We start from the raw sequence: 26,860 nt of genomic DNA on the forward strand, positions 1-26,860 counted from the left end.
ATGAATCGATACATCGCGTACGGTCTACGTATTCACTCCGACCTCCCTCTTCCCGAACTCGTCCCGGCAGAAGGCAACGCAGCCCCAGATGTCGTTATTCGCCTGCAGTCTCTCGACCCGGATCGGGAAGAGATGGACGAACCGGACACAGCATACTTTTCGTGGGAAGAGGTGGGACGGTTCGAGGCGCGTCGGGGAAAACACGTGATCGCAGATCTAAACGATAATGTCGATCCGGACATCGCACGGCTCCCTCTGTTGGGACTCGTGCTCGGGGCCATCCTCCTTCAGCGTGGGTTTCTGGTGTTGCACGCGAGTGCCGTCGTGGTGGACGACGGCGTCGTCGCATTTCTCGGCCACAAGGGATACGGAAAGTCGACGACCGCTGCCGCACTTCACGCGCAGGGACATCCTCTCATCGCCGACGACCTTCTCGCGGTGCATGTCCCGCAGGACGGCTCGACGCCGCTGGTCTGGCCGGGTTTTCCCGTACTGAAGCTGTGGCCCGAGTCGGTTTCGCCCGCAACAGGGACAGGAGCGGAAGCTTGGCCGACCTTGCACGAACGTGTCGAAAAACGTCTTTGCACGCTACCGCCTGAAGTTGCGCCGGATACGCCGATTCCGCTCCGTCGACTGTTCGTTCTCAAGCGAGGCGATCAACTGGCGATCGAGCCGCTCGCCCCATCGAAGGCATTTATTACGCTGCACTCGTTTTCGTATCACTTACCCGATTTACGAGAGCGTCTCCAAACGGCTGACCGCGCCGCAACACCCGTGGCGCAGTACGGAGAAGTCGTTAGCCATGTCCCCGTGCGTCACCTGGTTCGCCCAGCGGATCTGTCGGCGCTTCCGGAGATGGCGAACAGAATCGTAGATGAGATTCGAGGAGGGAGTTCTTGCGAGAAGCCCCCAGAAAAAACAGTTGCGGAATAAACCAAGAACGGAAGGGGCGATGGAGGGATGGAGCATACGATACCGGTTCGGCACCACGATCTTGGCTCCCTATTCCCTTCAGACCGCATTTACCCATCCGCCGATGAGGTAATTCACTATGGCATAGGGTCGATTTGACTCATGCCCGTCAAACTCGGGCGCCGGTGTCGTTTTCGTGCCGCGCCTGATCGAGAAGGCCGTTTCGGCGGTCTTCGTTTCTTCTCACAATCACTCGCCTTCCAATGGATAACAAGAAGAGCAAGTCGTATGAGCCCCCCCGCTTGAGTGAACTCGGGCGCGTGGAGGACATCACCGCTGCTGGTCAAAATGGCTATTGCCTGGATGACTCGTTTCAAGCGGGGACGCCCTTCGACGACCTGACGTTCTCGGTGTGCAGCTAACCTGAGCAAGGTTACTGGGCAAAAAGGGTAAACCTCCCGGTGGCTACGAAAGCGCCGGGAGGTTTTTGTGTGTCAGCGTATTTTGGGGCGGTCAGTCGTCCGACGTGTCGATAAGTTCGGTGAGCCGTTCATCTGCACGCGACGCTCCGTCACCGGACGTCGAGTGACATTCGTAGAGGGTCGGGCAATTGAAATCCCACACCAGCACGTAGGCGCCATGGTGGTCAACGTCTGTCACGTGTGAGATTCGCTGTGCCGCGAGGCGCTCTGCCGCGGCCGCGGATCGACCATCCTGTTCGTTATCGAGCGCCCACTGGGCATGGCTGCAGGTGAGCGCCAGTTCGAGCGAGTTGCCGAGCGTGAGAGCAAATCGACGAGCACCGGCCTGCATGGCGTCTTCGTCGCCCATCGCTTCTTTCAGCCAAACGACAGCGTCCCGGAAGGCGCGCACGGCCACGGCCATCGCTTCCTGCAGGCGAGGGGCCTGAACGCCACGTGCACATCGCTGAAATTCTTCCTTGAGCGGCGCAACGCCTCCGACCGACTGGATCGCTCGCAGGGTGTCGAGGGACAGCACGTTGGTCGTGCCTTCCCAGATCGGTAGCACCTGAGCGTCGCGAAGCAGAGTTGGAAGGCCGGTGTCTTCAACGTAGCCCGCTCCGCCGAATGCTTCGAGGAGTTCGCTTACGGCGGGAACGACCTGTTTGCCCGTGGTGAGCTTTGTGATCGGCGTAAGGAGTCGAAGAAGGCCCTGCTGCTCACCTGTCAACGTGCCATGCTCGGCTTTCCCCAAAAGCTCAGCGACCCGAAACGAGAGATGCAGCATTCCTTCATAGGTTGCCTGCACATCGGCAAGGGTCTCTTGATGGAGCGGATGGTTGATTATGGTATCGCCGAAGGCTTCTCGTTTCCGCGCATAATCCCGGGCGAGGGCGAGTCCCCGCCGCACGAAGCTCGTCGCCGTCACCGCGTTCCAGGTCCGCGTCACGTTGAGCATCGGCGCAATGTTGCGCGTCCCGTTCTTCAGCTCACCAACGGGGTAGGCGCGCGCGCCATCGAGGTCGAGCTCCGCGGTCGGCAGTTTGCGCGTCCCCAGTTTGTCTTTGAGCCGGTTGACGGCGATACCGTTGGCAAGCGTATCGTCTTCACGGATTGGCACGTAAAACAGGGCGAGGCCGCGACCACCATCCGGGTTTCCCTCCGGTCGGGCAAGTGCGAGCGCCATGTTTGCCGTGATCGCGCTCGTGAACCACTTTCGACCGTAGAGCCGCCACGTTCCATCTTCGTCCTGTCGCGCGGTCGTTTTCGACCGACCGACATCCGAGCCACCGGATAACTCGGTCATCCATTGACCCGAGGTCCAGAAGGTCGCTGGGTCGCGACTCGTCAGGTGCGGAACGGCCTTCTCAATGAGGTCCTCATTGCCGGAGGCGAGAAGCGTGCTGGCCGCGCCATCCGTCATCGCGAGGGGGCAGCCGTACATGTCCGTGGAGGGAATGAAGAGATGCGCGAGTGCGAACTGATGAACGCGACTGCAGTCGCCCAGCGTGCCCTCGTAGCCTGCAGCTACAACGCCATACTCTGCCGCGACGCGCTCAGCGCGCGTCCACACATCCGTGACCTCGATCTCGTCGACGCGATCCCCCCATGCGCCCCACCGCGTCAGAACAGGTTCGTTTTGCAGGTCGTTTAGAAACAGATCGTACAGCTCGTTTCCCGCGAGCTCGCCGAGTGACCGAAGCTCTCCCTCGACGCGTTCAAGCTGATCGGCTGAAAGCGTGCGAGCGAGATAGCTTACCAGCGCGCGGTCATTGTCATACTGATTTCCGAGTGCGGGCGGCTCCTGTGTAACGTCAGCATCGGAGGGAGTCATGGCGGGGCGAGGGCTTTCGTGGAAAACGTTTCGGTCAGGATGGACATCGGTAGAATCACGTACGCCGAGTTCAATCGGTGCACCGGAGATGTCAACAGACCCTTATTGTTGTACGCCGCATGAGAGTGAATGCGCCGTTCATTATGGAATAATCGCCCATTCGGTACCGTCCAGAGCCGGGTCGTTACAGGTTGCAGCTAGGAGCGGAAGAGCGACTGGGCCGTGGAGTCCTGGCCAAGCATCCGTGCATCGTAGGTTCGGCGCGCGGCGATGTCGTCGATGCCCTGGGTGGCAAAGTGCTCGACGACCGCGACGGCGCGATTTCCTTCGCGCGGCATTGCCCACTGCGCGTGACGGGCGAGAAGGGCCAGTTCGAGGCTTTTGCCAATGGTCATGGCGAAGCGGCGTGCGCCCGCTTCGGTGGCATCCGGCGACTCCTCCAGCGATTCCGCCAGCCACATGACGGCCGACCGGAAGGCCGACTGTGCGGACTCGACGGCCTGAACGAGGACAGGCGATTCAACGGCCTCGCGGCACCGGTTCAGTTCGTTTCGGATGGCTTTCAGGCGGCGTTCGCGACGAAGCGATTGGAGTGCTATGAGGGACATGACGTTCGTCGTTCCCTCCCAGATCGTGAGTGCGTGGACGTCGCGGAGCAAGAGGGGAATGCCTGTTTCCTCGACGTAACCGGCCCCGCCGAAGGCTTCCACGACTTCCCCGATCACCTGCACCGACTGCTTCGCCGTCAGTAGTTTGACGATGGGCGTGAGTGCGCGAAGTAGCTGGACGCCGTCGTCATCCAGTTCACCGGCTTCAAGCTCGCCCAGCAGTTCGACCGTCCGGAACGTCAGGTGGAAGGCTCCTTCCATCGTCGACTGAAGCGAGGCGAGCGTATCGTAATGAAGGGGTTTCTCGATGATCGGCGTGCCGAAGGCCTCGCGCTTCCGGGAGAAGTCGCGGGCCAGTGCCAGGCCGCGACGCATGAAACCGGTCGCCATCACGGCATTCCAGACGCGCGCGATCTCGACCATCGGCGTCAGGTACCGCGTGCCATGACGCGTTTCGAGAGGAAGCGCCTTCGCTCCGTCGAGACGAATCTCGGAAACGGGAATCTTTCGGGCGCCGAGGTTCTCCTTGATTCGGTTGACGCCAATCCCTTCGTTCGGAGGCGTGTCGGGATTCTCGCGAATCGGGACGTAGAAGAGACCGAGTTCGTCGTGATTGCTTTCGCCGTTTTCGGCGCTCTTCCCAGGACGTTCTGGATGCGCCAGGACGAGAGCTGCATTCGCAGCGCTCGAGGAGGTGAACCATTTTCGGCCGTGGAGGGACCACGTGCCGTCGTCATTTGGCACAGCTCTCGTTTTGATCCGGGAGAGATCCGTTCCGCCGGCCTGTTCGGTGCGCCACTGCCCGCATGTCCAGATGGATTCCGGATCGCGGGAGAGAAAGTGTTGGACGGCCTCGGCCGTGTCGCGGGGCTGCCCGAGATCAAGCAGCGTACGCACCGCCCCGTCGGTCGTCGCCATCAAGAATCCGATCATGTCGGTGGATGGCGTAAACAGGTAGGCTTTCGCCATCTGATGGACGCGACTGTACTTGCCGTGCTCCCGCTCGTAGGCCGTGGCGATAATCCCGTGCTCCGCGGCTACCTCAATGGCGCGTTTCCAGCTATCCGTCAGCTCGACATGATCGATCCGGTTGCCGGTAGCATCCCACTGAGTTAGCTCAGGGCGAGACGTGCGATCTGACAGCTGTAGATCGTAAAGCTCGCCCCCTGCCTTTTCGCCCAATGCTTCGAGATCGGGGCGTACGTCGTTGAGCACGTTGTCCGGAAGAAGGCGCTCCAGATATCCCTGGAGAACGCGGTCATCGGAGAACTGATTGTCGAGTTGTGCAATTTTGGAGGCGTTAGGAGGCATGCAGCCGAGGCGTCGTCGTGCAAAAGGTCAGCGTCTAACAGTGCGCACGTTGGGCAGTCACTGCGCAGTCTGAAAATACTGCAGTCACTATGCCGAACTCGTCGTTACTTCGAGCACTTTAAGCGAAACCCACGCAGGGAAAAACCCTGCTATTGCGCCAGAAATGAGCAGGGGCGGGTTGTGGCCAGCGGGATTGCTCGTGTGTATGGATTCGATCGGTTGCTTTCAGCGATCAGGACGGTACGGAGATGTCCTCGGCCAAAAATCTTCGGATCGCATGCGTTACGGCTTCGGGTTGCTCGACCGCGGAGGAATGGCCAGCCTGTGGGACGATGAGCATCTTCGAATTGGGGAGGGCGTCGTGTGCAGCGGCAGTTTTTTCGGGAGGGGTCGTTACATCTTCACCACCGACCATGAGGAGGGTAGGCGTCCGCGCTTTCCCGAGGAGCGGCAGCGCGCTTTCCCGCGAAAAGATGCCCCGGCCGGCCGGAACGATGCCGCGTGGATCCTGCGCCGTGATGCGCTCGGTCCACATTTCAACCGCTTCGGGCTGTTCTCGTCGGAAGGTTTCACCGAACATGAGAGGAATCACACGGTCGATCACGCTGTCGTAGCCGAAATGCTCAACCATGGTGAGCATGGCCTGATACTTTAGCCAGCGCAACATGCTTTCCGCGCCGGCATCGCTGTCGAGAAGGACGGCCGAGTGCAAGCGGTCGCCGTAGTGAGCCAGCAGGCGGAAGCCGACAAACCCGCCCATGGACAGCCCCACGTAGTGACATCGGTCCACGTCCATCGCGTCGAGTAGGGAGGCGACATCTCGCGCGAGATCCCGGACGTCGTAGCCACCGGTCGTAATCTGCGTCATCCCCTGCCCCCGCCAGTCGAATGCGATGCAGCGATAGGAGTCACTAAGCGCGTCGACCTGAGCGTCGAACAGACGGTGTGTCATCAGGTAGCCGTGTCCAAAGACGATGGTCTCCGGACCCTCTTCTGTATCTTTGACAAAGTACTCGCAACCATTGACGGTAACGTACGGCATATCGGTCGAGCGGATGGGGTAAAATTGGCGTAACCGCGGAGGTGTAACATAAAGCGTAAACACGCCCGCACTTGGAGGGGTCATACGCTACGAGTACAAAGACGTGGTCTACAGGTTTACTCCATATTCCCTGAAGACGCGCCGAGCGACAACGGATTTGTGGACCTCACTCGGCCCATCATAGATCGACGCCCCGCGCTCATGGCGATACCAGAAGCTGAGGAGTGTGTCGTCCGTCACGCCAAGGGCGCCATGAACCTGAATTGCCTGGTCGAGAACCTCGTGCAGTGTATCCGCCACAAAGTACTTGATGGTCGAAATATCGACGCGCGCGGCTCTAGCGCCTTTCTCATCGATCGTCCGGGCAGCTTTCAGCACCATCAGCCGCGCGGCATCGATACGGGCGCGGGACTCGGCGACCCAGTTCTGGATCGTCTGCTTCGAGGCCAGGGGCGTCCCGGGTGACAGTTCCCGCGAGGCGGCCCGTTCACACATCATTTCGAAGGCCCGTTCACAGATGCCGATCCATCGCATGCAGTGATGGATGCGTCCCGGACCGAGCCGCTCCTGGGCAATCGTGAATCCGTGCTTCTCCGGCCCCAGCCGGTTGTCCACCGGCACTCTCACATCATGAAATCGAAGCTCGGAGTGGGAGAGCCAGCCCTCTCCTTCTTCGCCCATGATCGGGATCTTGCGAACGTGCTCCAGTCCCTCGGCGTCCATCGGCACGATGATCATGCTGGCCCGCTGATAGGGGTTGTCGGCGTCGGGATTCGTGACGGCCATAACGATCGTGAAGTCCGCGCCGTCGGCCCCCGTCGTAAACCACTTATGCCCGTTGAGAACGTATGCTTCACCATTTTCGTCGGAGACGCGCTCGGCCGTCGTCGAGAGTTGCTTTGGATTCGAGCCTGCGTTTTCCGGTTCCGTCATAGCAAAGCAACTCCGGACCTCGCCCGCAGTCAGCGGGTCAAGGAAGGCGTCTTTTTGCGCCTCAGAGGCATGATCAGCCAGGATCTCCATGTTGCCTGCGTCCGGTGCCTGGCAGTTCAATGCAAGGTGTCCCAGAGGCGATCGACCGAGGACCTCGCTCAGGCGTCCAAAGTCGTGGAGCGAGAGCCCCATGCCACCGTGCTCGGCGTTCATCTGCGGGCACCACCAGCCGTTCTCCTTCGCCACCTCGCGAGCCGACTCAATGCCGGAGGATATCGCCGCGAGACCGTCGGTTCGAAGTTTGGGTTCGAGAGGGATAAGGCGTTCCTCCACGAAATTCCGCACATCGGAGAGGAGGGTGTCCATGTCCGTCGCCGTGGTCGTCGTCATAACTGAAGTGCGTGGCTCGGTTCTGTAGAGCGAGTGTGATGGGCATCCCGGACTATTCAAGCATCCCGGATCCCACGAGGAGTCCACCGTCGGCCCGGAAGGCGGAGCCGGTGACGAAGTCAGATGCTGGTGAGCCCAGATACAGCGCGAGCCCCGCGAGTTCGTCCGGGTCCGCCATGCGATGCTGCGGTGTCGACTTCAGGACCGACTCGCTGAGGTCGTCATTCGCCCAGATGGCTTTGCTGAACTTCGTCTTGATGAAGCCAGGCACGATCGCGTTGACTTGAACATTTGCCTGAGCGAGTTCAGCGGCCAGCGTTTTTGTGAGCATAAGTACACCGGCTTTCGTGACGCCGTAGACGCCCATGCCTGCCATCGGCTGTTCACCGGCGACGGACGCGATATTAATTACCTTGCCTCCTCCGCGTGCTTTCATGCGTGGATAGCACGCCTTTACCATCCGCCAGTATCCCTTGACGTTCACGTCGAAGGTCTTGTCCCAGTGACTGTCCTCGGCCGTTAGTAGCGGGCCGAAGTGCGGGTTGGTGGCTGCATTGTTGATCAAGACATCGACGCCCCCGAACGCTTCGTCCACGGTGTCCAGGAGGTCGTCGATGGCATCGATTTCCCCGACGTGCGCCGCGACGGGTAGAGCGGTGCCACCGTCCGCCTCGATGTCTGACGCGACTTCATCCAGCGTCTCCTGCGTTCGGCTCGTTAGCACGACACGGGCGCCGGCATCCGCGAAGGCTTCAGCGAAGGCTCGCCCGATACCGCGGCTGGCACCGGTGATGAGAACAACACGATCCTGGACGTCGAAGCGAGCGTTGGGGTCGGGCATGAGGTGTTTCCAGGAAAAACAGGGGGAGGGCGGGAGTAGGGAAGGCGATGTAGCCGGCGGGTCAGTCACCGCGAAACTCAGGCTCTCGCTTTTCAAGAAAGGCCGACAACCCTTCGCGATGGTCTCGCGTCTGGATCGCGTTCATCTGGAGTTCCGACTCGAACTCGATGGTTTCCTTTAGGTCGTGATCCTGTGCGAACTGTAGGGCTTCCTTCGTGAGCGCAAGGGCGGTCGTCGGTCGCTCCGCAAGGTGTTGCGCCCAGTCTGCGGTCGCCTCAAGGAGGGTGCTAGAGGGGACGACTTTGTTTGCAATGCCGAGGTCATGGCACTGCTCGGCGCCGATGGGTTGGGCCTCGGCCGCTAGTTCGAAGGCTCGGTTGTAGCCGACCTGGCGGACGAGGAAGTATGACGCTCCACTGTCGGGGACGAAGCCGATCTGACTGAAGGCCATGATCATGGCGGCGTCATCGGCCATGACGATCAGGTCGCAGGCAAGGGCGAGGGCCATTCCGGCTCCAGCAGCCATCCCGTTGACGCCGGCAATGATCGGTTTGGGACACGACTGGATTCCCTCGATCAACGGAAGATACCGCGTCGTCAGGTGATCGTACAGATCCTCAGGCGTGGGGCTGTCTTTTAGCACCGAAAGGTCAGCTCCGGCACAAAACCCATTTCCCGCGCCGGTGAGGACCACCGCTCGAATCGAGTCATCTTCGCTTACATGATCGAAAGCGTCTCGCAGGTCGCGGTCGAGTGAGGGATGAAGGGCGTTTCGGCGTTCCGGCCGGTTCATGGTCAGCGTGACGACCGCGCCGTCTCGTTCGAACAAGACGGTTTCGTACGTGGGTGCGTCAGCGGAAAGCGCGTCTGGAGTCGGCGTGTCGCTCATGGATGAACCCGGTCGGTTAACGTCGTTAAGTTGATGCTGCAACATAGGACGATCCGTCGCGAAAGGCAATGTGATGGTCGCGCGAAGGTGCTATGCGTTTCGCCTGCTCGGATCGGCCAGGCTTTGCCTACGGTCGCGTTGCGACAGAGGGTGGGTTTGGGAAACTCGCAAAACAGGCTGACATTCAAGACCCTGCTTTTTCACCTCGATCCGGCCGACCATGGGCCGGTCCCCATCCTCTCTCTACCGATACCCCCATGGAGTTAAGCCGACAGTCACTGGTCCTCTCCGGAATCGCGGCTCTGATTCTCTTTGCTGCCGGCGGCGCGTTTGCGTACGAAACGTATTTTCGGTCCGATGAGCCGGGTGTTCATACGGCCGGCATTTCCGAGCGGCCCATCGAGAGCGTCGTGAAAGGGTTCGGCCGTGCCCGCCCGTCGGTTGAGATCCCGATCCGGTCGGAGGTATCCGGCGAGATCATGGAGCTCTACGTCAAAGAGGGCGATCGTGTGCGAGAAGGTGACCCACTGGTCCGTCTTCGCGACGACGACTATCGAGCGGCCATCCAGCAGCGTCGTGCGTCGGTTCTTCGGGCACAGGCAGATGTCGCGGCGGCCCGTGCGGATTCGTTCCGTGTTGCCCGGACGCTCGCGAGAGAAGAGCGTTTGTTCGAACGCGAAATGGTGCCGCAGTCGTCCGTGCAGGAAGCGCAGTCCGCTTACGATCAATCCGTTGCCCGGCTGGAGGCTACAGAAGCGGCCGTCAAGCAGACGGAAGCCCTACTCGATCGGGCGCGCGAGCTGGCGCAGCAGACTCGTATTTCTACGCCGATAACAGGAATCGTTACCCAGCTCAACGTGGAGGTGGGTGAGCGTGTCCTCGGAACGATGCGCGTTCAAGGGACGGAAATAATGCGACTCGGCGGTCCCGAAGCCATGGAGTTTGTCGTTTCCGTCCCGGAAGACCAGATCCGCACCGTGGATGTCGGCGACGCGGCCGAGATTCAGACGGAGTCGTACGGCGAGCGTCTCCTGAAAGGGCGGGTCGTCGAACTGGCAAATGCCGCCCGGATGGGAGAGGGAGGGATCGGATCGGCGTCGGAGCCCGAGTATCCGGTCCACGTTCGAGTCACGAGCCCACATAAATTAGCAGCCCGGCTCGAGCCCGTGTCGGTGACCGCTACCGATTCTGCTGACGAATCGGGCGTGCCCGTGCTGCGTCCGGGGATGAGCGGGGAGGTGCGAATTCTGGCGGCGTCGATCGCGGATGCACTCGCCGTCCCGAGGGCGGCCGTCACGACGAGGAACGTATCACGACTGGACTCCAGTGCCGTGGCAGAGTTCGCACGGTTGCGTCGCCCGCCCACCGGAGAACCGGATGACCTCCGACGCGTCGTGTTCGTGCTAACAGGCGGTGTGGTCCACATGGTCGAGGTGGCTGTCGGCTTGCGTTCGGAGTCTGTGGCCCAGGTGAGCGGTCAACTGCAGGCACGAGATACGGTCATCGTTGCTCCCGAGGACGCTGTTGCGCGCGAGCTGGTGCCGGGGGCACGCCGGTCGGTGGACACCTTCACGGAGGCTTCTGCATACTGATTTCGGCTTCTCGAACGAGTTAGCGACTCCGTCAGAAGCGCGACCCTGATTCGACACGCAAAAATCGTTATGAGCACATCTCTGACCCGCATCGGCCGCATTGCGGTCCGCTTCCTCCTTGGTCTGGTTCTGCTCCTGTCCGGGATTGGGAAATTGCTCGATCCGACGGGCGCCGAATCTCTTGTCGGCGTGGTCATGGGAGCGGACTCTGTGTTCGTCGACTACGCCACGCTCATCGTTTATCTCGTCACACTGAGTGAGCTCGTCCTCGTCGGTTGGCTGGCCTGGGGACGGCACCTAATGGCTGCGTTTACAGCGACCTTCGTTCTGGTGGCGATCTTTACCTTCGTCGTTGGGTCCATCGTGATGAGCGATCAGGTGGTCGCCACCTGTGGTTGTTTCGGGGCGCTGGGACTCGATCTATCGGCTGAAGGGACCCTCGTGCGTAACCTGGTCCTTCTCGCCATTATCCTGACCGGCATCTTGCTGACCGATGCTTCGCAGAAAGCGGAGGCGTAATGGAACGGACCGGTGGCGGGCCGTTCGCGCATCGAATGGCAAAAGGAAAACGCCCGCACCGCACGTTCTCTGACGAGAATCAGAGAACGGGGTGGGGCGCTCTGTAAGCCGTACCCGGCGTTTTCCGGTTAAAGGATGTACCTAGTTGGCGGACTCTACTGTTTCCGGTGATGAGACTGCGGCGTAGAGGCGGTTTACGTCGGCTTTTCCTTTGAAAGCGCGCACGTACCGGTGCGACTCGTCATATACGATCGTGTACGGCACGCCCTCCACGCCGTATTTCTGGAAGAGGGATCCACCGAAATCGCGAAGCACGCGAATATTGTCGAACTGGTCCAGGTTGTACTCTTTCACGTAGGCCTGCAGGGCATTCCGCGCAAAGGTTGAGACCATCAGGATCGTTGCGTCCTGTGGAAGCTGCTTGTGTTGAACGATCTCTGCAGTTTCCTGCTGGCAGTAGGGGCATGTGGGGCTGAAGAACATCAGCACAACGGGTCGGTCCTTCGGGACGCTGGCAAATTCAAATGTGCCGCCGCCAGTGGTCTGCAGGATGCCGCTCGGGAATTGCTGCTGTTGCGTCTGAGCCTGTTTCTCCGCTTCGGACTCGGTTAGCATTCCATATCCGAAATAGCCGATCGCTCCAATCACGATCACGAGGAGGCCGAGGGCGAGGGTACGCTTAGACATGTGGGAAGCGTGGGCAGTTGAAAGGCGAGAACATAGGGGCACCGGTACAGACGCCCGATGCATAAACATGGACGCGCGCCGGACCAGAAAGATGCATTTCTTTCTGCGGTCACCGTTCGCGGAGGTGCTCAGTACCATGTGGGCACTTTGTTCGCGACCGGGACAGCCGGCAGAGAGCGGCCGGTGAGTGAACGGTATCATCCATCAGAGTGATGGTCTGCTTGACGAAACGCAAGCGCCGATCCACTCCCCTTGGTGGAGGGAAAGGGATTCCGTCTTGCTTGACCGGAGTTGGATCGAAGTCCGTCGCATCGGGTACAGGAGCATGACGTAAATTGTATGCGTGATCAGCGAATGTTCGCCGTCTCCTACACCGGTTCCGAAATCTGTCGATGCCTGAAGACACGTCTACTGAAGCGCAAGCGATTCCTGACTCCGACGTCCTTAGCGTTGAGCGCGATGGAGCGGTCGCAACGGTCTGGCTCGACCGGCCGGGTGCACTCAATGCGATGGGCCCGGACTTCTTCGCTGACATGCCGGCGTCTATGGCGGCACTTAGCGAGGATTCGTCGGTCCGGTGCATTGTCATTGCAGCGCGAGGATCGGCCTTTTCCGCCGGGCTCGACCTTAAGACGATGGGAATGGATGTGCTGCAGCCGGACGCTGATAAATCACCCGTGCAGAACCGACAGGAGCTTCTCGAGAAGGTTCGGTACATGCAGAAAGCGATGACCACGGTGGACGAATGCAGGAAACCGGTGATCGCAGCGATTCATGGTGCGTGCATCGGCGGAGGGGTCGATCTCGCGACGGCCTGCGATATCCGGCTTGCCGCATCCGACGCGACGTTCTCCGTCCGAGAAACGAGGCTGGCCATGGTCGCAGACCTCGGGACGCTTCAGCGCCTTCCCAGAATCGTCTCCGACGGGCACGTGGCTGAACTGGTATATACGGGAAAAGACGTCGACGCGGTGCGAGCAAAGGAAATCGGACTGGTCAACCACGGGTACGATAGCGATGAATCCCTTCATCGTGCGGCCGGCGAAATGGCACAGGAGATCGCCTCGAATTCTCCGCTCGCGGTCCAGGGTGCGAAGTCCGTCCTTCGTGCCGGACGATCTCAGACGGTCGAGGAAGGCCTTGAACATGTCGCTCTCTGGAATAGCGCCTTTTTGCAGTCCGAAGATCTTGCGGAAGCAGTCTCGGCGTTCATGGACAAGCGTGCGCCGAACTTCTCCGGCAAATAGGGAAGAAGCACCTGAATAACGTCTGCTCCTTTGATGAGCCTTGCTGCGCATGGAGAAGCCGTCAAGACCCATTGAGGCGTTACCGAAACGTCAACGCGTTGATTGCGCTTTCTAAGCGTAGCCCCTACCGTGAGGTTGAGCGCATCTCGATCTAGTGTGCGCGGCTCTGGATCCCGATCACGGCGCTATATTCCACAGACTACCAGCATCGCTCCGGTTTTCCACTCTGTATGAGTCTCGATCCCTTGCTCTTGGCGGGTCTTGCCCTGCTCGTCTTGCTCGCCGTCCTTGCCATTCGCACGGCAATGTTCCGGACCCGTCAGGTCGCGGTCCGCGGAATTGACGCTCCTGACCTGGACCCTGAGGCACCTCGGAGGCTCGCGCGGGCACTTCAGTTTAAGACCATCACGCAGCGGGATCCGTCTGAGATCGACGCCGATGCGTATCGTGCCTACCGGGAGTACCTGGAGGAGGCCTTTCCGAAGGTTCATGACGCCATGGACCGGACGGAAATCAATGAGCACAGCATCCTCTATCGCTGGGAGGGAACCGATTCCGACTCGGGGTCGGTCGTTCTTGCAGCACACTATGATGTCGTACCGGTCGATGCGCCTGACCAGTGGGACCACGGTCCGTTCGACGGGGTGATTGAAGACGACTTCGTCTACGGTCGCGGTGCCCTCGACGACAAGGCATCAGCGATCGCGCTCTTCGAGTCGATGGAAATGCTCATCGCCGCGGGTTACTCGCCGCGCCGTACCGTGTACCTTGCAATCGGTCACGATGAGGAGGTCGGCGGGGAAGATGGTGCCGCTGCGATCGCAGATTATCTTGAGCAACACGGGGTGTCGCCCTCGGTTGTTATTGACGAAGGGGGAGCAATCACGGTGGGCGCCGTTCCGGATGTGTCTGAGCCGGTCGCACTCGTTGGGGTCGCGGAGAAAGGCTACCTCAGCGTAGAAATTCGTGCCGACGGCATGGGCGGTCACTCGTCCATCCCACCGGAGCAAACGAGCATCGATGTTGTCACCACGGCGGTCCAGCGTCTTCGGGACAACCCGCTGCGGGCGAGCCTGTCGGGCGTCACCGGCGAAACGCTCCAGTTTATCGCTCCCGAGATGGGACCGGCCGGCAAAACGGCATTTGCGAACCTGTGGCTGCTGCGCGGCCTCATCACGTGGGCTCTGACGAAGGATCCCACGACGGATGCTGCCATCCGCACGACGACGGCGCCGACCATTCTCGATGCCGGAGTCAAGGACAACGTCGTCCCGAGCACCGCCCGTGCCGTTGTCAACTTCAGAATCCGGCCGAGCGAGAGCGTGAAAGATGTCATGGATCACGTTCGCTCCCAACTGTCCGACCTGCCGATCACGTTGCATCCTCAACAGCAGGGCGAGCCGACGCGCGTTTCTCCGATGAACGATGAGTGGTTCGATCTCGTCCAGCGCACCATCCGAGAGGTCGCCGACGGTGTTGTTGTTGCCCCGTTCCTGGTGCCGGGGACGACGGATAGTCGCCACTACGCATCGATCTCGGAGCATGTGTACCGCTTCGCACCGTTCCGCCTGACGGAGGATGATAAGCACCGCATTCACGGGATCAACGAGCGTATTTCTATCTCTTGCTACCGGACGATGATCGCCTATTACATGCAGATCGTCCGCAATGCCGACGCGCTCGGCGATGCCCCTGGATCGGACGGAGCCGCGTCTGAGGCACCGGAAGTGACTGCTCACGAACGGTCGGCCTGACCAGTCGGATCAACGGCCGGACATACGGTTCTGGCATAAGGGCTGCGCACGGATTTCTGTGGGTCTGCGACGTGACGCAGATGCATCGGCGCCCGACAACGAGGAATACCATTCCCGTTGCATGGATCGGTTCTGGCACAGATAAGGGCACCGTGAAGGATTTGCGAAGTCGGTGTCCGCGCCGTATGATGGACGTGTTGCTGCCGGTGCGGCCGTTGAGAGCTTCTAGCGTTTGAGAGAAGCCGCTGCCGGTGTTCGTCCTCCCGTCCGCGAGCCAATTGATCCGTCCATGCCTTACACCAGCCCGTACGCTGACGTCGAAATTCCGAATGTATCGCTGCCGGAGTATGTCATGTCCGGATTCGAAGACCGTCGGCAACAGCCGGCGTTGATCGATGGACCCAGCGGTCGCACGATCAGCTTCGGTGAACTCGGAGGTGCGATCAAAGCCTTCGCAGCGGGTCTCGCCGAACGCGACTTCGGACGGGGCGATGTGTTTGCCATTTACATGCCCAATGTGCCGGAATACGCGATTGCGTTTTTCGGCATTTTGCGTGCGGGGGGCGTCGTCACGACGTTGAATCCGCTCTACACGGCGAACGAGGCGCAGCATCAGCTCGAGGATGCCGGCGCTCGTTTCCTTCTGACGGTCCCGCCCTTCCTCGACAAAGCGAAGGAGGCTGCCGACGCATCCGGGATAGAGGAGGTCTTTGTGCTTGGCGAGGCCGAGGGGGCGACGCCGTTCTCCAGCCTCATGCGACAGGATTCGCCAGCGCCGGAGCTTGATATTGACCCTTCAGATGATGTCGCCGCCCTGCCGTACTCGAGCGGCACGACGGGTCTACCGAAGGGCGTGATGCTGACCCACCGGAACCTCGTGGCAAATGTGTGCCAGTGCGTTCCGATCGAGGGAATCCAGCCTGAGGAGCGGACGGTGGGCATACTTCCGTTCTACCACATTTACGGGATGACCGTCATCCTCAGCATGGCGCTCCGTCAAGGGGCGACGGTGATTACCATGCCGAAGTTCGAGATGGAGCCGTTCTGTGGCCTCGTCCAGGAGCACAAGATCAAGAGCGCGTACCTGGTCCCGCCGATCATCCTCGGACTCGCGAAGCAGCCGGTGATTGACAACTACGATCTCTCGAGTCTGGACTACATTACAAGCGGGGCCGCGCCGCTCCCTGTTTCGGTGGCTGAAAACTGTGCAGAACGCATCGGCTGTATGGTGAAGCAGGGCTACGGAATGACCGAGACGAGTCCCGTGACCCACCTGGTGCCGCGCGATGCGACGGATACGCCGATCGATTCCGTCGGCCACGTCGTGCCGAATACCGAATTTCGCGTCGTGGACGTGGCGGGCGAGAGCGATGTGGATCCGGGCGAGAAAGGAGAACTCTGGATCCGTGGACCGCAGGTCATGAAAGGCTATCACAACAATAAGGCGGCGACCGACGATACGATTGATCGAGATGGCTGGCTTCACACCGGAGATGTGGCGGTCGTCGACGAGGACGAATACGTGTACATCGTCGATCGCGTCAAGGAGCTCATCAAATACAAGGGATATCAGGTCGCTCCGGCAGAGCTTGAGGAGGTGCTTCAGTCGCACGACGACGTGGCCGATGCGGCCGTGATCCCGAGTCCAGACGAAGAAGCGGGCGAGGTCCCAAAGGCATTCATCGTGCGCAAGCAGCACGCCCGAGACCTGACCGCGGAGGACATCATGACATTCGTGGCATCCCAGGTTGCGCCGTACAAGAAGGTCCGCCTCGTCGAGTTCGTTGATGAGATTCCGAAAACAGCTTCCGGTAAAATCCTACGTCGTGATCTCGTGAAGCAGGAGCGCGAGCGAGCCAATGCGTAGCGCGACGAGCGAGAGAAAGCGGTGCGAGTGTGGTCCCACAAAGTTGTTATGATTCCTCGACGGGGAAACCTGCGATTGTAGGGACGATTGCCGAAATACCCTGTCCGCTTTTTTGTGCGTGAGGGTGGACGCTTCTCTCGATCCCTACATGACGGCAAAAACCGCTGAACACGATGCCTGCTTTTTCGACTGTGCCCGAATTGCTTGAGCTGTACCCGAACGCCTTTAATCCGGAGGCGGCAAAGGGAATGGATGGCGTCGTGCAACTTGACATTTCTGGAGAGAAGGGAGGGACCTACTATCTCGAGATTGCGGATCAATCGCTAGACATTGAGGAAGGCAGACACGCCGACCCGGAAGTCACGATTAAGACGACGGCCCAGCACTGGCTGGACATTCACCGTGGAGAGGCCAACCCGATGTCATTGATGATGCAGGGCGAGATGTCGGTTTCCGGCTCCATGGCGATGGCGACCAAATTCCAGAACTTGTTTGACGTGTAATGGCGGTCCCGTTTGCCTCAGATCACCTTTCGGATCGATTGGCGAAATTTCTGGCCTCCTCTTCGCGCCCGGGAAGGCTTCGTACGTAACTACCCGGAAAGAGGCGTTTCCAGTACCAGATCATGCGAGACATCCACGTCGGATAGATGACGTGGATCGTCTCTTTGGCAGCTTTCTCCAGAGCATGCTCCGCGACGTCTGCAGCTGAGAGGTCGGATTTGGCCATCAGCGCCTGCGTCATCGACCGGGCGGAGTCGGGGCCGACAAGGTCTCGATCGATGTTTGTTTGGAAGAAGGATGGCATCACGACCGAGACGTGAATTCCGTCGTCCTTTAGTTCGCCGTACAATGTTTCGGACAGGGAGCGGACGCCGGCTTTGGTCACGTTGTACATTGACATCCGCGGCGCTGAGGCCACAGCGGCAATGCTTGCTATGTTCATCAGGTGTCCGCCGCCGCGCTGGAGATGAGGAACGAAGGCCTTGCACCCGTTCACCACGCCGAGGAGATTGACGTCAATGACCGAGCGCCACTGATCAATTGTCGAATCCATGAACGGGCCCCCAGCACCGAGGCCTGCGTTGTTAATCACGAGATCGATCCCGCCAGTCGCCTCTACGAAATCATTTGCTGCGGCCTCGAATGCAGTCGCATCCGTCACGTCAAGCTCAACCGAATGAGTGGCCGCACCGAGGTTCTGCATCTCTCGGGCCGCTTCCGCCAGACCGTCGGCGTCGATGTCTGCGAGTCCGATCGTCCAGCCGTCGCGCGCCAAGTGGCGGCAAAACGCTCGGCCGAGACCGGACGCGGCGCCCGTGATGAATGCGCGGTGTGAGGTGAGGCGACTTGTCAGGGCAAGAGGCATGCGCAGGATCCCAGGTTCGTTGTAGAGTCGAGGATGATGCCAAGACAATGATAAGGCATAAATTACACGATCACACGCCATCCCGTCGGATGTCTATTCCCACGCCTCCAGCGATCACAGTCTGAACGACCCCACGATGCTGAGGCGAAATGACACCGATCCGGAGCCTGACGTTCGAACAAGCGTAAGCGCGGACCCGACGTCATCGGCTCCTTTATCAGACTCTCGTCCAACTTACAGCGTCCATGTCTCTACTCATCTACGGAGCGTACGGTTACACCGGCCAACTCGTCACGGAGCAGGCCGTCGAAAGGGGGCTGACCCCGATTGTAGCTGGCCGGAACGCACAGAAGGTCCATCGGATCTCTACGCAATACGATCTGCCGGCACGGGTATTCAGCCTCGACATGCCGCGAGAGATTCGGCGGGGGCTGGAAGACGTTGATGTGGTTCTCCATTGCGCGGGACCCTTCATGCACACGTCGGCCCCCATGCTGCAAGCGTGTCTCGATACGGGAACGCATTATCTCGACATCACGGGGGAGATCGAGGTGTTCGAGGCGGCCGCGAAGCGGGACGCGGAAGCGAAGGAGGCGGGCATTATGGTATGCCCGGGCGTCGGATTCGATGTTGTGCCGACGGACTGCACGGCGAAATATCTTTCCGAGCAACTGCCCGATGCCACCACGCTCGAGATCGCGTTCATGGGACTGGGCCGTGTGTCGCGTGGCACGGCCCTGACGGCCGTTTCGAATCTCGGCGAGGGCGGGATGGTGCGCCGCAACGGGCGGATCGTCACGGTCCCACCAGCCTGGACGACGCGCGAGGTCGACTTCGGCCGGGGACCAAAAACAGTGGTCTCGATCCCGTGGGGCGATGTGTCGACCGCGTACCATTCGACCGGCATACCCAATGTGACGGCCTACACGTATTTGCCGAACAATGCGATTACGCTACTCCGGCTAAGCCGCTACATTTCGTGGTTGCTGAAGTGGGAGCCGGTCAAGCGCGTGCTCGAGGCTCTCGTCCGCATGCAGCCGGCCGGACCGGACGAAGACGAGCGAGAGCAGGGAGTCACGCTGGTCTGGGGGCGCGCTACGAATGATGCAGGGGACGAGGTCACTGCCCGACTGAAAGGGCCGGAAGGGTATACCTTTACGGCACAAACGTCGGTCGCAGCAGCACAGCACGTTCTGGACGGAGGTGCAACGCCAGGTTTCCAGACTCCGTCGACGGCCTTCGGCTCGCACTTTGTTCGCCACTTCGAGGGCGTCGAAGTGTTGGATGAGTCGGGGAAGGTTGAGGGTTGAGGATTATGGATTGAGGATTTCGGAGGGCGGATTACGCGAGGGGCGAAGAGGTGGGCACCACCGCCACGTGCCAATGACCCCTGCCGAATCATACGCGCCGTCTCCGACCATCGAATGCACTATCCACCACGCACAATCCACGGAATTCCACAGTCACGAAAAAGTTAGGTATCGACAGCGAGAATCGGTCGACATCCAGGTCTCGGGCTCGTATTCTTTGGCCCGAAGTGGGCCGTAGAAAAGTCGGCGCTGAAGCAGGAGAAATTTGAGAGGGCGGAGTAGACCCGGACTCGGGTTCTTGCACATAAATCGATAAACCAATCGCTGTCTTTTGCCGCTATGAATCGGATCGACAAGTCGACATGGTACGTGGACACCGAATACCTCGGTCATGATAACCTGATTGCGACGGCGGGACTCGAAACTAGTGAGGGGCCTCTTCTCGTGGATCCGGGTCCGACGACATCTCTGGACACGCTGTCGTCGAAATTGGAGAGCGCCGGGTACGACTGGAGCGACGTAGCCGGTCTCCTGCTCACGCATATCCATCTAGACCATGCCGGGTCGACGGGCACAATCATCCAGCACCATGCGCCGGATGCACGCGTCTTTGTGCACGAACGCGGCGCTCCCCACATGAAGCGTCCGGGTCGCTTGCTCAAGAGCGCTCGCCGCATATACGGGGACGACATGGATCGCCTGTGGGGTGATTTCGAACCGGTGCCGGAAGAGAATGTGACGGTTCTCGAGGGAGGAGAAAAGCTGGACATCGGCGGCCGCGCGATCGAGGTTTCCTACACACCCGGCCATGCCCAACACCACGTGAGCTACCACGACACGGCCAGTGGCACGGCCTTTATTGGTGACGTCGGTGGCATGCGAGTCCACGGCTCCGACTACATCGTTCCTGTGATGCCTCCACCGGACGTAGATCTTCCCGCATGGGCGACGAGCCTGGAGAAAGTTCTGGCCTGGAACCCCGACCGAATTTTTCTCACCCACTTCGGCCCGTCGGAAGACGTGGAGCGTCACATCCGTGTTGTCGCCGAGAGAATCGACGCGTTTGCCGAGACCGTGCGTCTCACGCTCGACTCGACAGAGCAGCAGGATGATGCGGAGCTTGCCGCTCGATTTGCTGAAAAAGAAAATGACCGCATGCGCAGTCACACAGATGAGGCGTACTGGGAGGCGTACGAACGCTTCGGGCAGCCGCGGGACTCGTGGAATGGTCTCGCACGCTACTGGCGCAAGCACGCGATGTCCGGAAACGGCTGATTACTGCCGAGCACCTGTCTCGATACCATGACTATCCCATCGCGTAGCCCGATGGGACCATTTTCCTCTCGCGAAGACCCTCTTTCCACCCGATGGCGAAGACGTACAGAAAGCTGATTGCGACCAAGCTCACGACCAATTTCCGTGATGCAGCAGAATTAGTCGAGGAGGACGTACCGGAACTGAAACCGCATGAGGTCCTGATCAGAAATGTATACGCCGGAATTAATGCGACGGATGTAAATATCACGGCCGGACGGTATCAGCCCGGTGCGAAGCCGCCGATCGACCTTGGTGCGGAAGCGGCCGGCATTGTCGAGAAGGTTGGGAGCGAGGTTCGCCACCTGTCGCCCGGAGATGCGGTGGTAACCAGCACACTGGGCGGTGGGTACCGCGAGTACAACGTGGTCCGTGCGAGCAACGCCCTTCCGGTCGACGAGCCTACGCCAGAGGCACTAAGCATCATGGTCAGCGGGTTGACGGCATCGATCGCACTGGAAGAGGTTGGCGACATGTCCAGCGGTGAAACCGTTCTGGTGACCGCGGCCGCCGGCGGAACGGGCCAGTACGCTGTGCAACTGGCGAAACGGGCTGGCAACCACGTGATTGGAACGTGCGGGAACGAGCGGAAGATGGAGCTTCTCAAAGAGCTCGGCTGCGATCATCCGATCAATTACAACGAAGAGGATGTCCGGGACGTGCTCCGGAGCGAGTATCCAAGTGGCGTGAACCTCGTTTATGAAGGCGTCGGCGGTGAACTCTTTGATACGTGCGTGGATGCACTGGCGCGGTACGGTCGCCTCCTCAGCATTGGCTACGTGAGCGAGTATAAAGGTGGGGCGGAGAAAGTGTCGTCTGAGCGGATCTACACGAAGCTTTTGCCGAAGAGTGCATCAATCCGCGGCTTTTTCCTGCCACACTTCGCCGAGTCGTTCGCCGATCACATGAGCCGGCTCATGAAGCTGGTCAACAGCGGCGCGCTGCAGGTGTCGATCGATCAGAGCACCTTCGAGGGGATCGAGTCCATTCCGGACGCAGTCGAATACCTGCACACCGGGGAGAGTCGAGGAAAGGTCGTCGTGAAGTTGTAGCAGGACCCGTCGATCTAAGGTGATCAATGCTAGATGCATGCTGACGCCCGTTTCAGTCGTTGGATGTCCTTCGGGCGTTCGAACATGCTGAGGTGGTTTTTGCTAAATCTGCCATTTTCGGGTAAACCTCGGTCATCTATCACGTGTGTATCGCCGTGTGTGGGAGTCATTGAATTGCTCTGACGATTCACGCGCGTTGCATCCGTGGCCACGAGGTTGTAACCGGATGGCAATCACAAAACAAACCGCCCGTGGCGCCGTAACGACACCGGATTTTGTAGGAGGTTGTATGTAGCAGAATGATTGAACAGGTCGGGGGCGGAGTGAAGTGCATTCCGCCATGCCGGCCGGCAACCTTGCACGGTTCTACAATCCGACGTTCGGACTTTCCAACCGAAAACGAGGAACTTGATTTATGGCTTTCACTCTTCCTGATCTACCGTACGACTACGACGCGCTCGAGCCGCATATCGATGAGCGCACGATGCGGATTCATCATACCAAGCATCATCAGGGCTATACGACCAAGCTGAATGCTGCCCTGGAAGGCTACGAAGACCTTCAGAAGCATAGTATTGAAGAACTTCTGTCGGCTGTCAATAACCTGCCAGCAGATGTGCAGACGGCGGTCCGGAATAACGGCGGCGGGTTTTACAACCACCGTCTCTTCTGGAATATTATGTCGCCGAATGGCGGCGGCGAACCGACGGGTGCGCTGGCCGATGCCATCGATGAACAGTTCGGCTCATTCGACGCCTTCAAGGAGGAGTTTGGCAATACGGCGGGAGGCCAGTTCGGTAGCGGCTGGGGCTGGCTCGTGGCCGACGCCAACGGCAAACTGACGGTTCTCAGCACGCCGAACCAGGACAACCCACTGATGGATGGTCACCAGCCCGTCATGGGACTGGACGTATGGGAGCACGCCTACTACCTGCACTACCAGAATGAGCGTGGTACATACATCGATCACTTCTGGAATGTGGTCGACTGGGATGCCGTGAACGAGAACTACGAGGAGATCACATCCTGACTCCCTCACCGACGGCCGCGTAGCGGATCCGTCTGATGCTTGACGCTCGAAGGGCAGTGGATTCACGTCCGCTGCCCTTTTTGTGATATACCAGCAAACGGAGGGGGCTGCGGTCGCGTCCGTCGGGGGTGTCAGGTGGATGGCGTGCTGCGCGTCCCCTTGAATTCGTAGCGTCCGAGCGTAGGGAAGAGGCCGAAATAGGAGCCGCGTTTAGCAAGAGATAATGAATGCCGCACGCAGTGACGCTCACGTTACGTCAAAACTGGATACTTTCGCTGTCTCCGCGTACCATTACAAATCGAAAAACAAGCGGTATCTCGGTTGTGCGTCCAACATGTGTGGCCACACAGGGAGTCCGTTCGTCCTCCCCACGATGATAACAGGACGAACGTCCATAGACTGTGCACAAGTGCATGGTCCCGAGGTGCTGCCCGTCCCTACCACTGTATTTCCCGGCGACGCTTCATGACGCTGACTGATCTGACGCTGATCGAGTGGGTCGTTTATATTACGCTCGCGGTTTTAAGCCTCGCGATTGGCGCAGCGTTTACACGTGTTCTGCGCGGTCCCAGTCTGCCGGATCGCGTCGTGGCGCTGGACCTCGTAGCTTATCTCGCGATGGGCTTTCTGGGTGCCTACGCAGTGCTCTCGAACCAGGAGACGTACATTGACGCTGCGCTTGTCTTGGGCCTTCTTGCGTTTCTTGGCACCGTCGCAGTGGCTCGTTATATCGAACGCGTCGAGTCGAACGAACCCCAAGAGGAACTATGAGCGAGATCATTGCCGCCGTGCTCATGCTGGCGGGAACGGGTTTCATGTCGATAGCCGCTATTGGTTTGATTCGACTGCCCGATCTCTATACTCGGATGCACGCCATCACAAAGGCCGGCACACTCGGGATCGGTCTCCTTCTTGTAGGCGTCGCTGTATATATGGGCGACGTGAGCTTTACCACACGGGCAATCGTCGTCATCCTGTTCGTCCTGCTTACCGCTCCGGTGTCTGCACACATGATCGGCCGGGCCGGGTATCTCGGCGGCGTGTCGATGTGGCAGGGAACCGTCGTTGATCAGTGGCGCCAGACGTTTCGCGATGTTGTGGAGGAGCAAGGACGCCTTGAAATCCGCAGCTCATCGCCGGAAAACGACGTACCTGTGCATCGTACGGACGCGCTTCACGAAGGGGATCGACGCGCCCTGTTTTCTGACGTCGACCCGAAGAAGCCCGACCCGAGTAAGAAGAATTCGTCTGCTACCGACTCCTGACGTGCAGACACGCTCTGACCGAAGCGTTTCGGTCTCGTTCTACATCGTCCGCGGGCTGTTGCCTCACCGCTTCCCCGGTCGATCGTCCCTCGCTCACGTATGACTCGCCCTCATGCTGCTGGCTGTTCTTAGCGTTTTCGCCGCTGCCGCCATTGCCCCGCTCGTCGTCCGCCTCACGCGGAAAGCCTCCGGCTGGATTCTGGCGACGGTGCCTCTCGGTGCGTTCGTCTACTTCCTGCTTCAGGCCGGACACGTTACGCACGAAGGCGCCATCCGGCAGTCGACCACGTGGTTTCCCGCCTACGACCTCCCCCTGTCTTTTTATCTGGACGGGCTGAGTCTGCTCTTTGCCCTCCTCGTCACGGGGATCGGCACGCTGATCGTCGTGTATGCGGGTGGGTACCTCAAGCATAGCGACGAGCTCGGACGATTCTACGTCCAGCTCCTGTCATTTATGGGCGCGATGCTCGGGCTCGTCCTCGCGGACAATGCGATTGTCTTCTTTATCTTCTTCGAGCTGACGAGCCTCACCTCGTATCTGCTGATCGGCTTCTACCACAACGAAGAAGATTCCCGTCGTGCCGCCCGGAAAGCGCTCATCGTGACCGGGACAGGTGGGCTCGCTCTCATGGCCGGGCTCGTTCTCCTGCAGCAGGTCACCGGGACCTGGGAGTTCAGCGAAATGCTGGCGATGGGAGACATGGTCTCGCAGTCGCCGCTCTACCTGGGCATCTTCATTCTGGTCTGTGCCGGTGCGTTCACGAAGTCCGCGCAGTTTCCCTTCCACTTCTGGCTCCCGGCTGCGATGGCGGGCCCGACGCCCGTTAGCGCATACCTGCACTCCGCGACGATGGTCAAGGCCGGTGTCTTCATTCTCGCGCGATTGCATCCCGTTCTTGGCGGCACGGAGGTGTGGACGACCACGCTCGTGCTGTTCGGCGGCTTCACGATGGTGCTGACGGCATGGCTCGCACTGCGCTACACGGATTTAAAGCAAATCCTGGCGTATACGACGACCATGGTCCTGGGGCTGCTCACAATGCTCCTGGGCGTTGGGACCGAGGAGGCCATCGCCGCAATGGTCACCTTCACACTCGTTCACGCGCTCTACAAAGGGGCACTCTTCATGCTGGCCGGTAACATCGATCACGAGACCGGGACGCGCGATTTGACCGAACTCGGTGGGCTTCGCGCCGCCATGCCGATCACGATGGCTGGCGGCCTCGCAGCCGCCTTGTCTATGTCCGGCATTCCTCCATTCTTTGGCTTCATCGGAAAAGAGATTACGTACGAAGCCGCCCTCCACGGCGGAAGCTGGAGCACATTGATTCTTGTCGCGAGCGTTCTCGCAAATGCTGCGCTGGTCGCATCCGGGCTCCTTGTTGGTCTGAAACCGTTCATCGGAGAGGTGAAAGGCGCGTTCACACGTGAGCCGCACGAAGCGCCGCTGAGCATGTACCTCGGCCCCTGCGTTCTTGGCGGACTGGGACTACTGCTCGGCGTCTACCCAGCCCTGGTCGATCATGGGCTTCTGCAGACGGCCCAGGCTGGAATCATGCAGGAGACCCACGAGCTGCATCTGGCCCTCTGGCATGGCGTGAACCCGGCTCTTATTGCGAGCCTCGTCACATTCGCACTCGGCTTCGGCATCTACTATCTCTGGGAACGCCTGCACGAGAGCACCGCGATGGTTGGGTTCGGGCGGGCCTTCGCCGACGCGCCGGGCGACGGATTCGAGCGTATGCTCTATGGCCTGGGGAGAGGAAGCTACTCGATTACGAATGCTCTGCAGACGGGCAAATTCCGCCGTTACCTGCTGCTCATCTTTTTGGGCACCATCGTTATGGTCGGCGGAGCCCTGATTGCGGAATCATCGATCTCCTGGCCGACCGAACTCGGTGAGGTTCGTTATTACGAAGCCGCCCTCGCCGGACTGATTGTGCTGTCGGCCCTGGCCGCGGTCCGGGCGCACGACCGCTTCGTCGCTATCCTTGCGCTCAGCATCGGTGGATACAGCGTTGCCCTGCTTTACCTGCTGTTCGGCGCGCCTGACCTCGCGATGACGCAGTTCTCGGTCGAGACACTGACGCTCATTCTGCTCGTGATTGTTTTAATTCACCTGCCGAATATCGAAGGGCACGAGCCCGTGGCAAGGCGAATCCGCGATGCCGTGGTGTCGCTGGGCGTCGGCGCCATCGTTACGACCGTGGCGTTTGCTGCGCTGTCGTTCCCGCTTGACCGCTCTGTGTCTGACTTCATGACGAACAACAGCTATACGGCTGCGCAGGGGTCGAATGTCGTGAATGTCATTCTGGTCGACTACCGTGGCCTTGATACGTTTGGCGAAATCACCGTCCTGACGATGGCGGCTCTCGGCGTATTCGTCATGATGCGGATGCGACGGATTCGTCTGCCGGAGATTCTCGGCACGCGTTTCCATTCCGAAGACGTCCCTGCAGATGGAATGCAGAAGGAAGCCGAACTAACCGACGCTGGCGAAACGCCACCTGAGGATCCAGGACCGAAAGATGAGAGCGGTACCGAAGTTCACCCCGAAGACGAGGCGGCGGAAGAAGAGGAAACGACATCGGACAATCGAAGCTAATCCGACATCGTTTCCCGCTCCGTAGCCCC

22 protein-coding genes and 1 pseudogene are annotated in these 26,860 nt (G+C 59.9%); 15 read left to right on the plus strand and 8 right to left on the minus strand.

The genetic code is table 11. From position 1 onward, the window contains the following. Together CRI94_RS12580 and CRI94_RS12585 are read left to right on the plus strand one after the other, a co-directional pair. The gene (locus tag CRI94_RS12580; RefSeq protein WP_098076246.1) at positions 1-933 is read left to right on the plus strand and encodes a hypothetical protein; all 933 of its coding nucleotides are present in this window, start codon (positions 1-3) and stop codon (positions 931-933) included. 242 nt (positions 934-1,175) lie between these two features. Then, on the plus strand, positions 1,176-1,334 hold the full coding sequence (locus tag CRI94_RS12585; protein WP_098076248.1) for a lasso RiPP family leader peptide-containing protein: 159 nt from the start codon (positions 1,176-1,178) through the stop codon (positions 1,332-1,334). 91 nt (positions 1,335-1,425) lie between these two features. Here CRI94_RS12585 and CRI94_RS12590 read toward each other — a convergent pair whose 3' ends face one another. From CRI94_RS12590 to CRI94_RS12615, 6 genes are all read right to left on the minus strand, one after another. Further along, complete coding sequence (locus CRI94_RS12590; RefSeq protein WP_098076250.1) at positions 1,426-3,207, minus strand: acyl-CoA dehydrogenase family protein; 1,782 nt, start codon at positions 3,205-3,207, stop codon at positions 1,426-1,428. A 197-nt stretch (positions 3,208-3,404) separates the two neighbouring features. Further along, positions 3,405-5,126 carry an acyl-CoA dehydrogenase family protein gene (locus CRI94_RS12595; RefSeq protein WP_098076252.1) on the minus strand — a complete coding sequence of 574 codons (1,722 nt, stop codon included), beginning with the start codon at positions 5,124-5,126 and terminating at the stop codon, positions 3,405-3,407. Between the two features lie 232 nt (positions 5,127-5,358). After that, positions 5,359-6,168, minus strand: a complete 810-nt coding sequence (locus CRI94_RS12600; RefSeq protein WP_179862288.1) for an alpha/beta fold hydrolase — start codon at positions 6,166-6,168, stop codon at positions 5,359-5,361. A gap of 108 nt (positions 6,169-6,276) precedes the next feature. Beyond that, entirely contained in the window at positions 6,277-7,491 is a 1,215-nt protein-coding gene (locus CRI94_RS12605) for an acyl-CoA dehydrogenase family protein (protein WP_098076256.1), read from the minus strand. A 52-nt stretch (positions 7,492-7,543) separates the two neighbouring features. Beyond that, positions 7,544-8,332, minus strand: coding sequence for an SDR family NAD(P)-dependent oxidoreductase (locus CRI94_RS12610; protein ID WP_098076258.1), 789 nt, complete (start codon positions 8,330-8,332; stop codon positions 7,544-7,546). A 61-nt stretch (positions 8,333-8,393) separates the two neighbouring features. Further along, complete coding sequence (locus tag CRI94_RS12615) at positions 8,394-9,221, minus strand: enoyl-CoA hydratase/isomerase family protein (protein ID WP_098076261.1); 828 nt, start codon at positions 9,219-9,221, stop codon at positions 8,394-8,396. 257 nt (positions 9,222-9,478) lie between these two features. Between CRI94_RS12615 and CRI94_RS12620 the strand changes: the two genes are divergently transcribed. Both CRI94_RS12620 and CRI94_RS12625 read left to right on the plus strand, forming a co-directional pair. Then, positions 9,479-10,813, plus strand: coding sequence for an efflux RND transporter periplasmic adaptor subunit (locus tag CRI94_RS12620; protein WP_179862289.1), 1,335 nt, complete (start codon positions 9,479-9,481; stop codon positions 10,811-10,813). Positions 10,814-10,882: 69 nt separating this feature from the next. Then, on the plus strand, positions 10,883-11,332 hold the full coding sequence (locus CRI94_RS12625; RefSeq protein ID WP_098076265.1) for a MauE/DoxX family redox-associated membrane protein: 450 nt from the start codon (positions 10,883-10,885) through the stop codon (positions 11,330-11,332). 141 nt (positions 11,333-11,473) lie between these two features. Here the strand turns inward: CRI94_RS12625 and CRI94_RS12630 are convergent, their stop codons facing one another. After that, on the minus strand, positions 11,474-12,019 hold the full coding sequence (locus tag CRI94_RS12630; RefSeq protein ID WP_179862290.1) for a peroxiredoxin family protein: 546 nt from the start codon (positions 12,017-12,019) through the stop codon (positions 11,474-11,476). Between the two features lie 392 nt (positions 12,020-12,411). Here CRI94_RS12630 and CRI94_RS12635 point away from each other — a divergent pair, with 392 nt between their 5' ends. The 4 genes from CRI94_RS12635 to CRI94_RS12650 all read left to right on the plus strand — a co-directional run bounded on the left by CRI94_RS12635 (position 12,412) and on the right by CRI94_RS12650 (position 17,390). Next, complete coding sequence (locus CRI94_RS12635; RefSeq protein WP_098076269.1) at positions 12,412-13,266, plus strand: crotonase/enoyl-CoA hydratase family protein; 855 nt, start codon at positions 12,412-12,414, stop codon at positions 13,264-13,266. Positions 13,267-13,496: 230 nt separating this feature from the next. Then, positions 13,497-15,020, plus strand: a complete 1,524-nt coding sequence (locus CRI94_RS12640; protein WP_098076271.1) for a M20 family peptidase — start codon at positions 13,497-13,499, stop codon at positions 15,018-15,020. A gap of 289 nt (positions 15,021-15,309) precedes the next feature. Continuing rightward, positions 15,310-16,887: a 4-coumarate--CoA ligase family protein gene (locus tag CRI94_RS12645; protein WP_098076273.1), complete on the plus strand. Its 1,578-nt coding sequence runs from the start codon at positions 15,310-15,312 to the stop codon at positions 16,885-16,887. A 173-nt stretch (positions 16,888-17,060) separates the two neighbouring features. Further along, on the plus strand, positions 17,061-17,390 hold the full coding sequence (locus CRI94_RS12650) for an SCP2 sterol-binding domain-containing protein (RefSeq protein ID WP_098076275.1): 330 nt from the start codon (positions 17,061-17,063) through the stop codon (positions 17,388-17,390). Positions 17,391-17,412: 22 nt separating this feature from the next. Here CRI94_RS12650 and CRI94_RS12655 read toward each other — a convergent pair whose 3' ends face one another. After that, positions 17,413-18,255 (minus strand): SDR family NAD(P)-dependent oxidoreductase, encoded by an 843-nt coding sequence (locus tag CRI94_RS12655; RefSeq protein WP_179862291.1) that lies wholly within the window; start codon positions 18,253-18,255, stop codon positions 17,413-17,415. A gap of 245 nt (positions 18,256-18,500) precedes the next feature. Between CRI94_RS12655 and CRI94_RS12660 the strand changes: the two genes are divergently transcribed. The 7 genes and pseudogenes from CRI94_RS12660 to CRI94_RS12690 all read left to right on the plus strand — a co-directional run bounded on the left by CRI94_RS12660 (position 18,501) and on the right by CRI94_RS12690 (position 26,831). Next, entirely contained in the window at positions 18,501-19,565 is a 1,065-nt protein-coding gene (locus tag CRI94_RS12660; protein WP_098076279.1) for a saccharopine dehydrogenase family protein, read from the plus strand. Between the two features lie 339 nt (positions 19,566-19,904). Beyond that, positions 19,905-20,840, plus strand: a complete 936-nt coding sequence (locus CRI94_RS12665) for an MBL fold metallo-hydrolase (protein ID WP_098076281.1) — start codon at positions 19,905-19,907, stop codon at positions 20,838-20,840. A gap of 92 nt (positions 20,841-20,932) precedes the next feature. After that, entirely contained in the window at positions 20,933-21,931 is a 999-nt protein-coding gene (locus tag CRI94_RS12670; protein ID WP_098076284.1) for a quinone oxidoreductase family protein, read from the plus strand. A 415-nt stretch (positions 21,932-22,346) separates the two neighbouring features. Beyond that, on the plus strand, positions 22,347-22,961 hold the full coding sequence (locus CRI94_RS12675) for a superoxide dismutase (protein WP_098076286.1): 615 nt from the start codon (positions 22,347-22,349) through the stop codon (positions 22,959-22,961). 465 nt (positions 22,962-23,426) lie between these two features. Beyond that, positions 23,427-23,732, plus strand: a complete 306-nt coding sequence (locus CRI94_RS12680) for an MrpF/PhaF family protein (protein WP_098076288.1) — start codon at positions 23,427-23,429, stop codon at positions 23,730-23,732. Then, positions 23,729-24,014 (plus strand): annotated as a pseudogene (gene mnhG / locus CRI94_RS18160) (monovalent cation/H(+) antiporter subunit G); the annotation flags it as partial. The gene CRI94_RS12680 and the pseudogene mnhG, both read left to right, overlap by 4 nt. A 324-nt stretch (positions 24,015-24,338) precedes the next feature. Continuing rightward, a complete protein-coding gene (locus CRI94_RS12690) occupies positions 24,339-26,831 on the plus strand; it encodes a putative monovalent cation/H+ antiporter subunit A (RefSeq protein WP_098076292.1) in 2,493 nt (830 codons plus the stop codon). Positions 26,832-26,860: the final 29 nt, after the last annotated feature.

Source organism: Longibacter salinarum, assembly GCF_002554795.1.
GTDB lineage: Bacteria > Bacteroidota > Rhodothermia > Rhodothermales > Salinibacteraceae > Longibacter > Longibacter salinarum.

Coding starts and splice junctions, on each gene's coding strand:
- CRI94_RS12630 (WP_179862290.1), bottom strand. CDS start 12,019: ATGTCTAAGCGTACCCTCGCCCTCGGCCTCCTCGTGATCGTGATTGGA.
- CRI94_RS12635 (WP_098076269.1), top strand. CDS start 12,412: ATGCCTGAAGACACGTCTACTGAAGCGCAAGCGATTCCTGACTCCGAC.
- CRI94_RS12600 (WP_179862288.1), bottom strand. CDS start 6,168: ATGCCGTACGTTACCGTCAATGGTTGCGAGTACTTTGTCAAAGATACA.
- CRI94_RS12620 (WP_179862289.1), top strand. CDS start 9,479: ATGGAGTTAAGCCGACAGTCACTGGTCCTCTCCGGAATCGCGGCTCTG.
- CRI94_RS12645 (WP_098076273.1), top strand. CDS start 15,310: ATGCCTTACACCAGCCCGTACGCTGACGTCGAAATTCCGAATGTATCG.
- CRI94_RS12650 (WP_098076275.1), top strand. CDS start 17,061: ATGCCTGCTTTTTCGACTGTGCCCGAATTGCTTGAGCTGTACCCGAAC.
- CRI94_RS12640 (WP_098076271.1), top strand. CDS start 13,497: ATGAGTCTCGATCCCTTGCTCTTGGCGGGTCTTGCCCTGCTCGTCTTG.
- CRI94_RS12615 (WP_098076261.1), bottom strand. CDS start 9,221: ATGAGCGACACGCCGACTCCAGACGCGCTTTCCGCTGACGCACCCACG.
- CRI94_RS12625 (WP_098076265.1), top strand. CDS start 10,883: ATGAGCACATCTCTGACCCGCATCGGCCGCATTGCGGTCCGCTTCCTC.
- CRI94_RS12610 (WP_098076258.1), bottom strand. CDS start 8,332: ATGCCCGACCCCAACGCTCGCTTCGACGTCCAGGATCGTGTTGTTCTC.
- CRI94_RS12585 (WP_098076248.1), top strand. CDS start 1,176: ATGGATAACAAGAAGAGCAAGTCGTATGAGCCCCCCCGCTTGAGTGAA.
- CRI94_RS12680 (WP_098076288.1), top strand. CDS start 23,427: ATGACGCTGACTGATCTGACGCTGATCGAGTGGGTCGTTTATATTACG.
- CRI94_RS12605 (WP_098076256.1), bottom strand. CDS start 7,491: ATGACGACGACCACGGCGACGGACATGGACACCCTCCTCTCCGATGTG.
- CRI94_RS12580 (WP_098076246.1), top strand. CDS start 1: ATGAATCGATACATCGCGTACGGTCTACGTATTCACTCCGACCTCCCT.
- CRI94_RS12670 (WP_098076284.1), top strand. CDS start 20,933: ATGGCGAAGACGTACAGAAAGCTGATTGCGACCAAGCTCACGACCAAT.
- CRI94_RS12690 (WP_098076292.1), top strand. CDS start 24,339: ATGCTGCTGGCTGTTCTTAGCGTTTTCGCCGCTGCCGCCATTGCCCCG.
- CRI94_RS12590 (WP_098076250.1), bottom strand. CDS start 3,207: ATGACTCCCTCCGATGCTGACGTTACACAGGAGCCGCCCGCACTCGGA.
- CRI94_RS12675 (WP_098076286.1), top strand. CDS start 22,347: ATGGCTTTCACTCTTCCTGATCTACCGTACGACTACGACGCGCTCGAG.
- CRI94_RS12655 (WP_179862291.1), bottom strand. CDS start 18,255: ATGCCTCTTGCCCTGACAAGTCGCCTCACCTCACACCGCGCATTCATC.
- CRI94_RS12595 (WP_098076252.1), bottom strand. CDS start 5,126: ATGCCTCCTAACGCCTCCAAAATTGCACAACTCGACAATCAGTTCTCC.
- CRI94_RS12665 (WP_098076281.1), top strand. CDS start 19,905: ATGAATCGGATCGACAAGTCGACATGGTACGTGGACACCGAATACCTC.
- CRI94_RS12660 (WP_098076279.1), top strand. CDS start 18,501: ATGTCTCTACTCATCTACGGAGCGTACGGTTACACCGGCCAACTCGTC.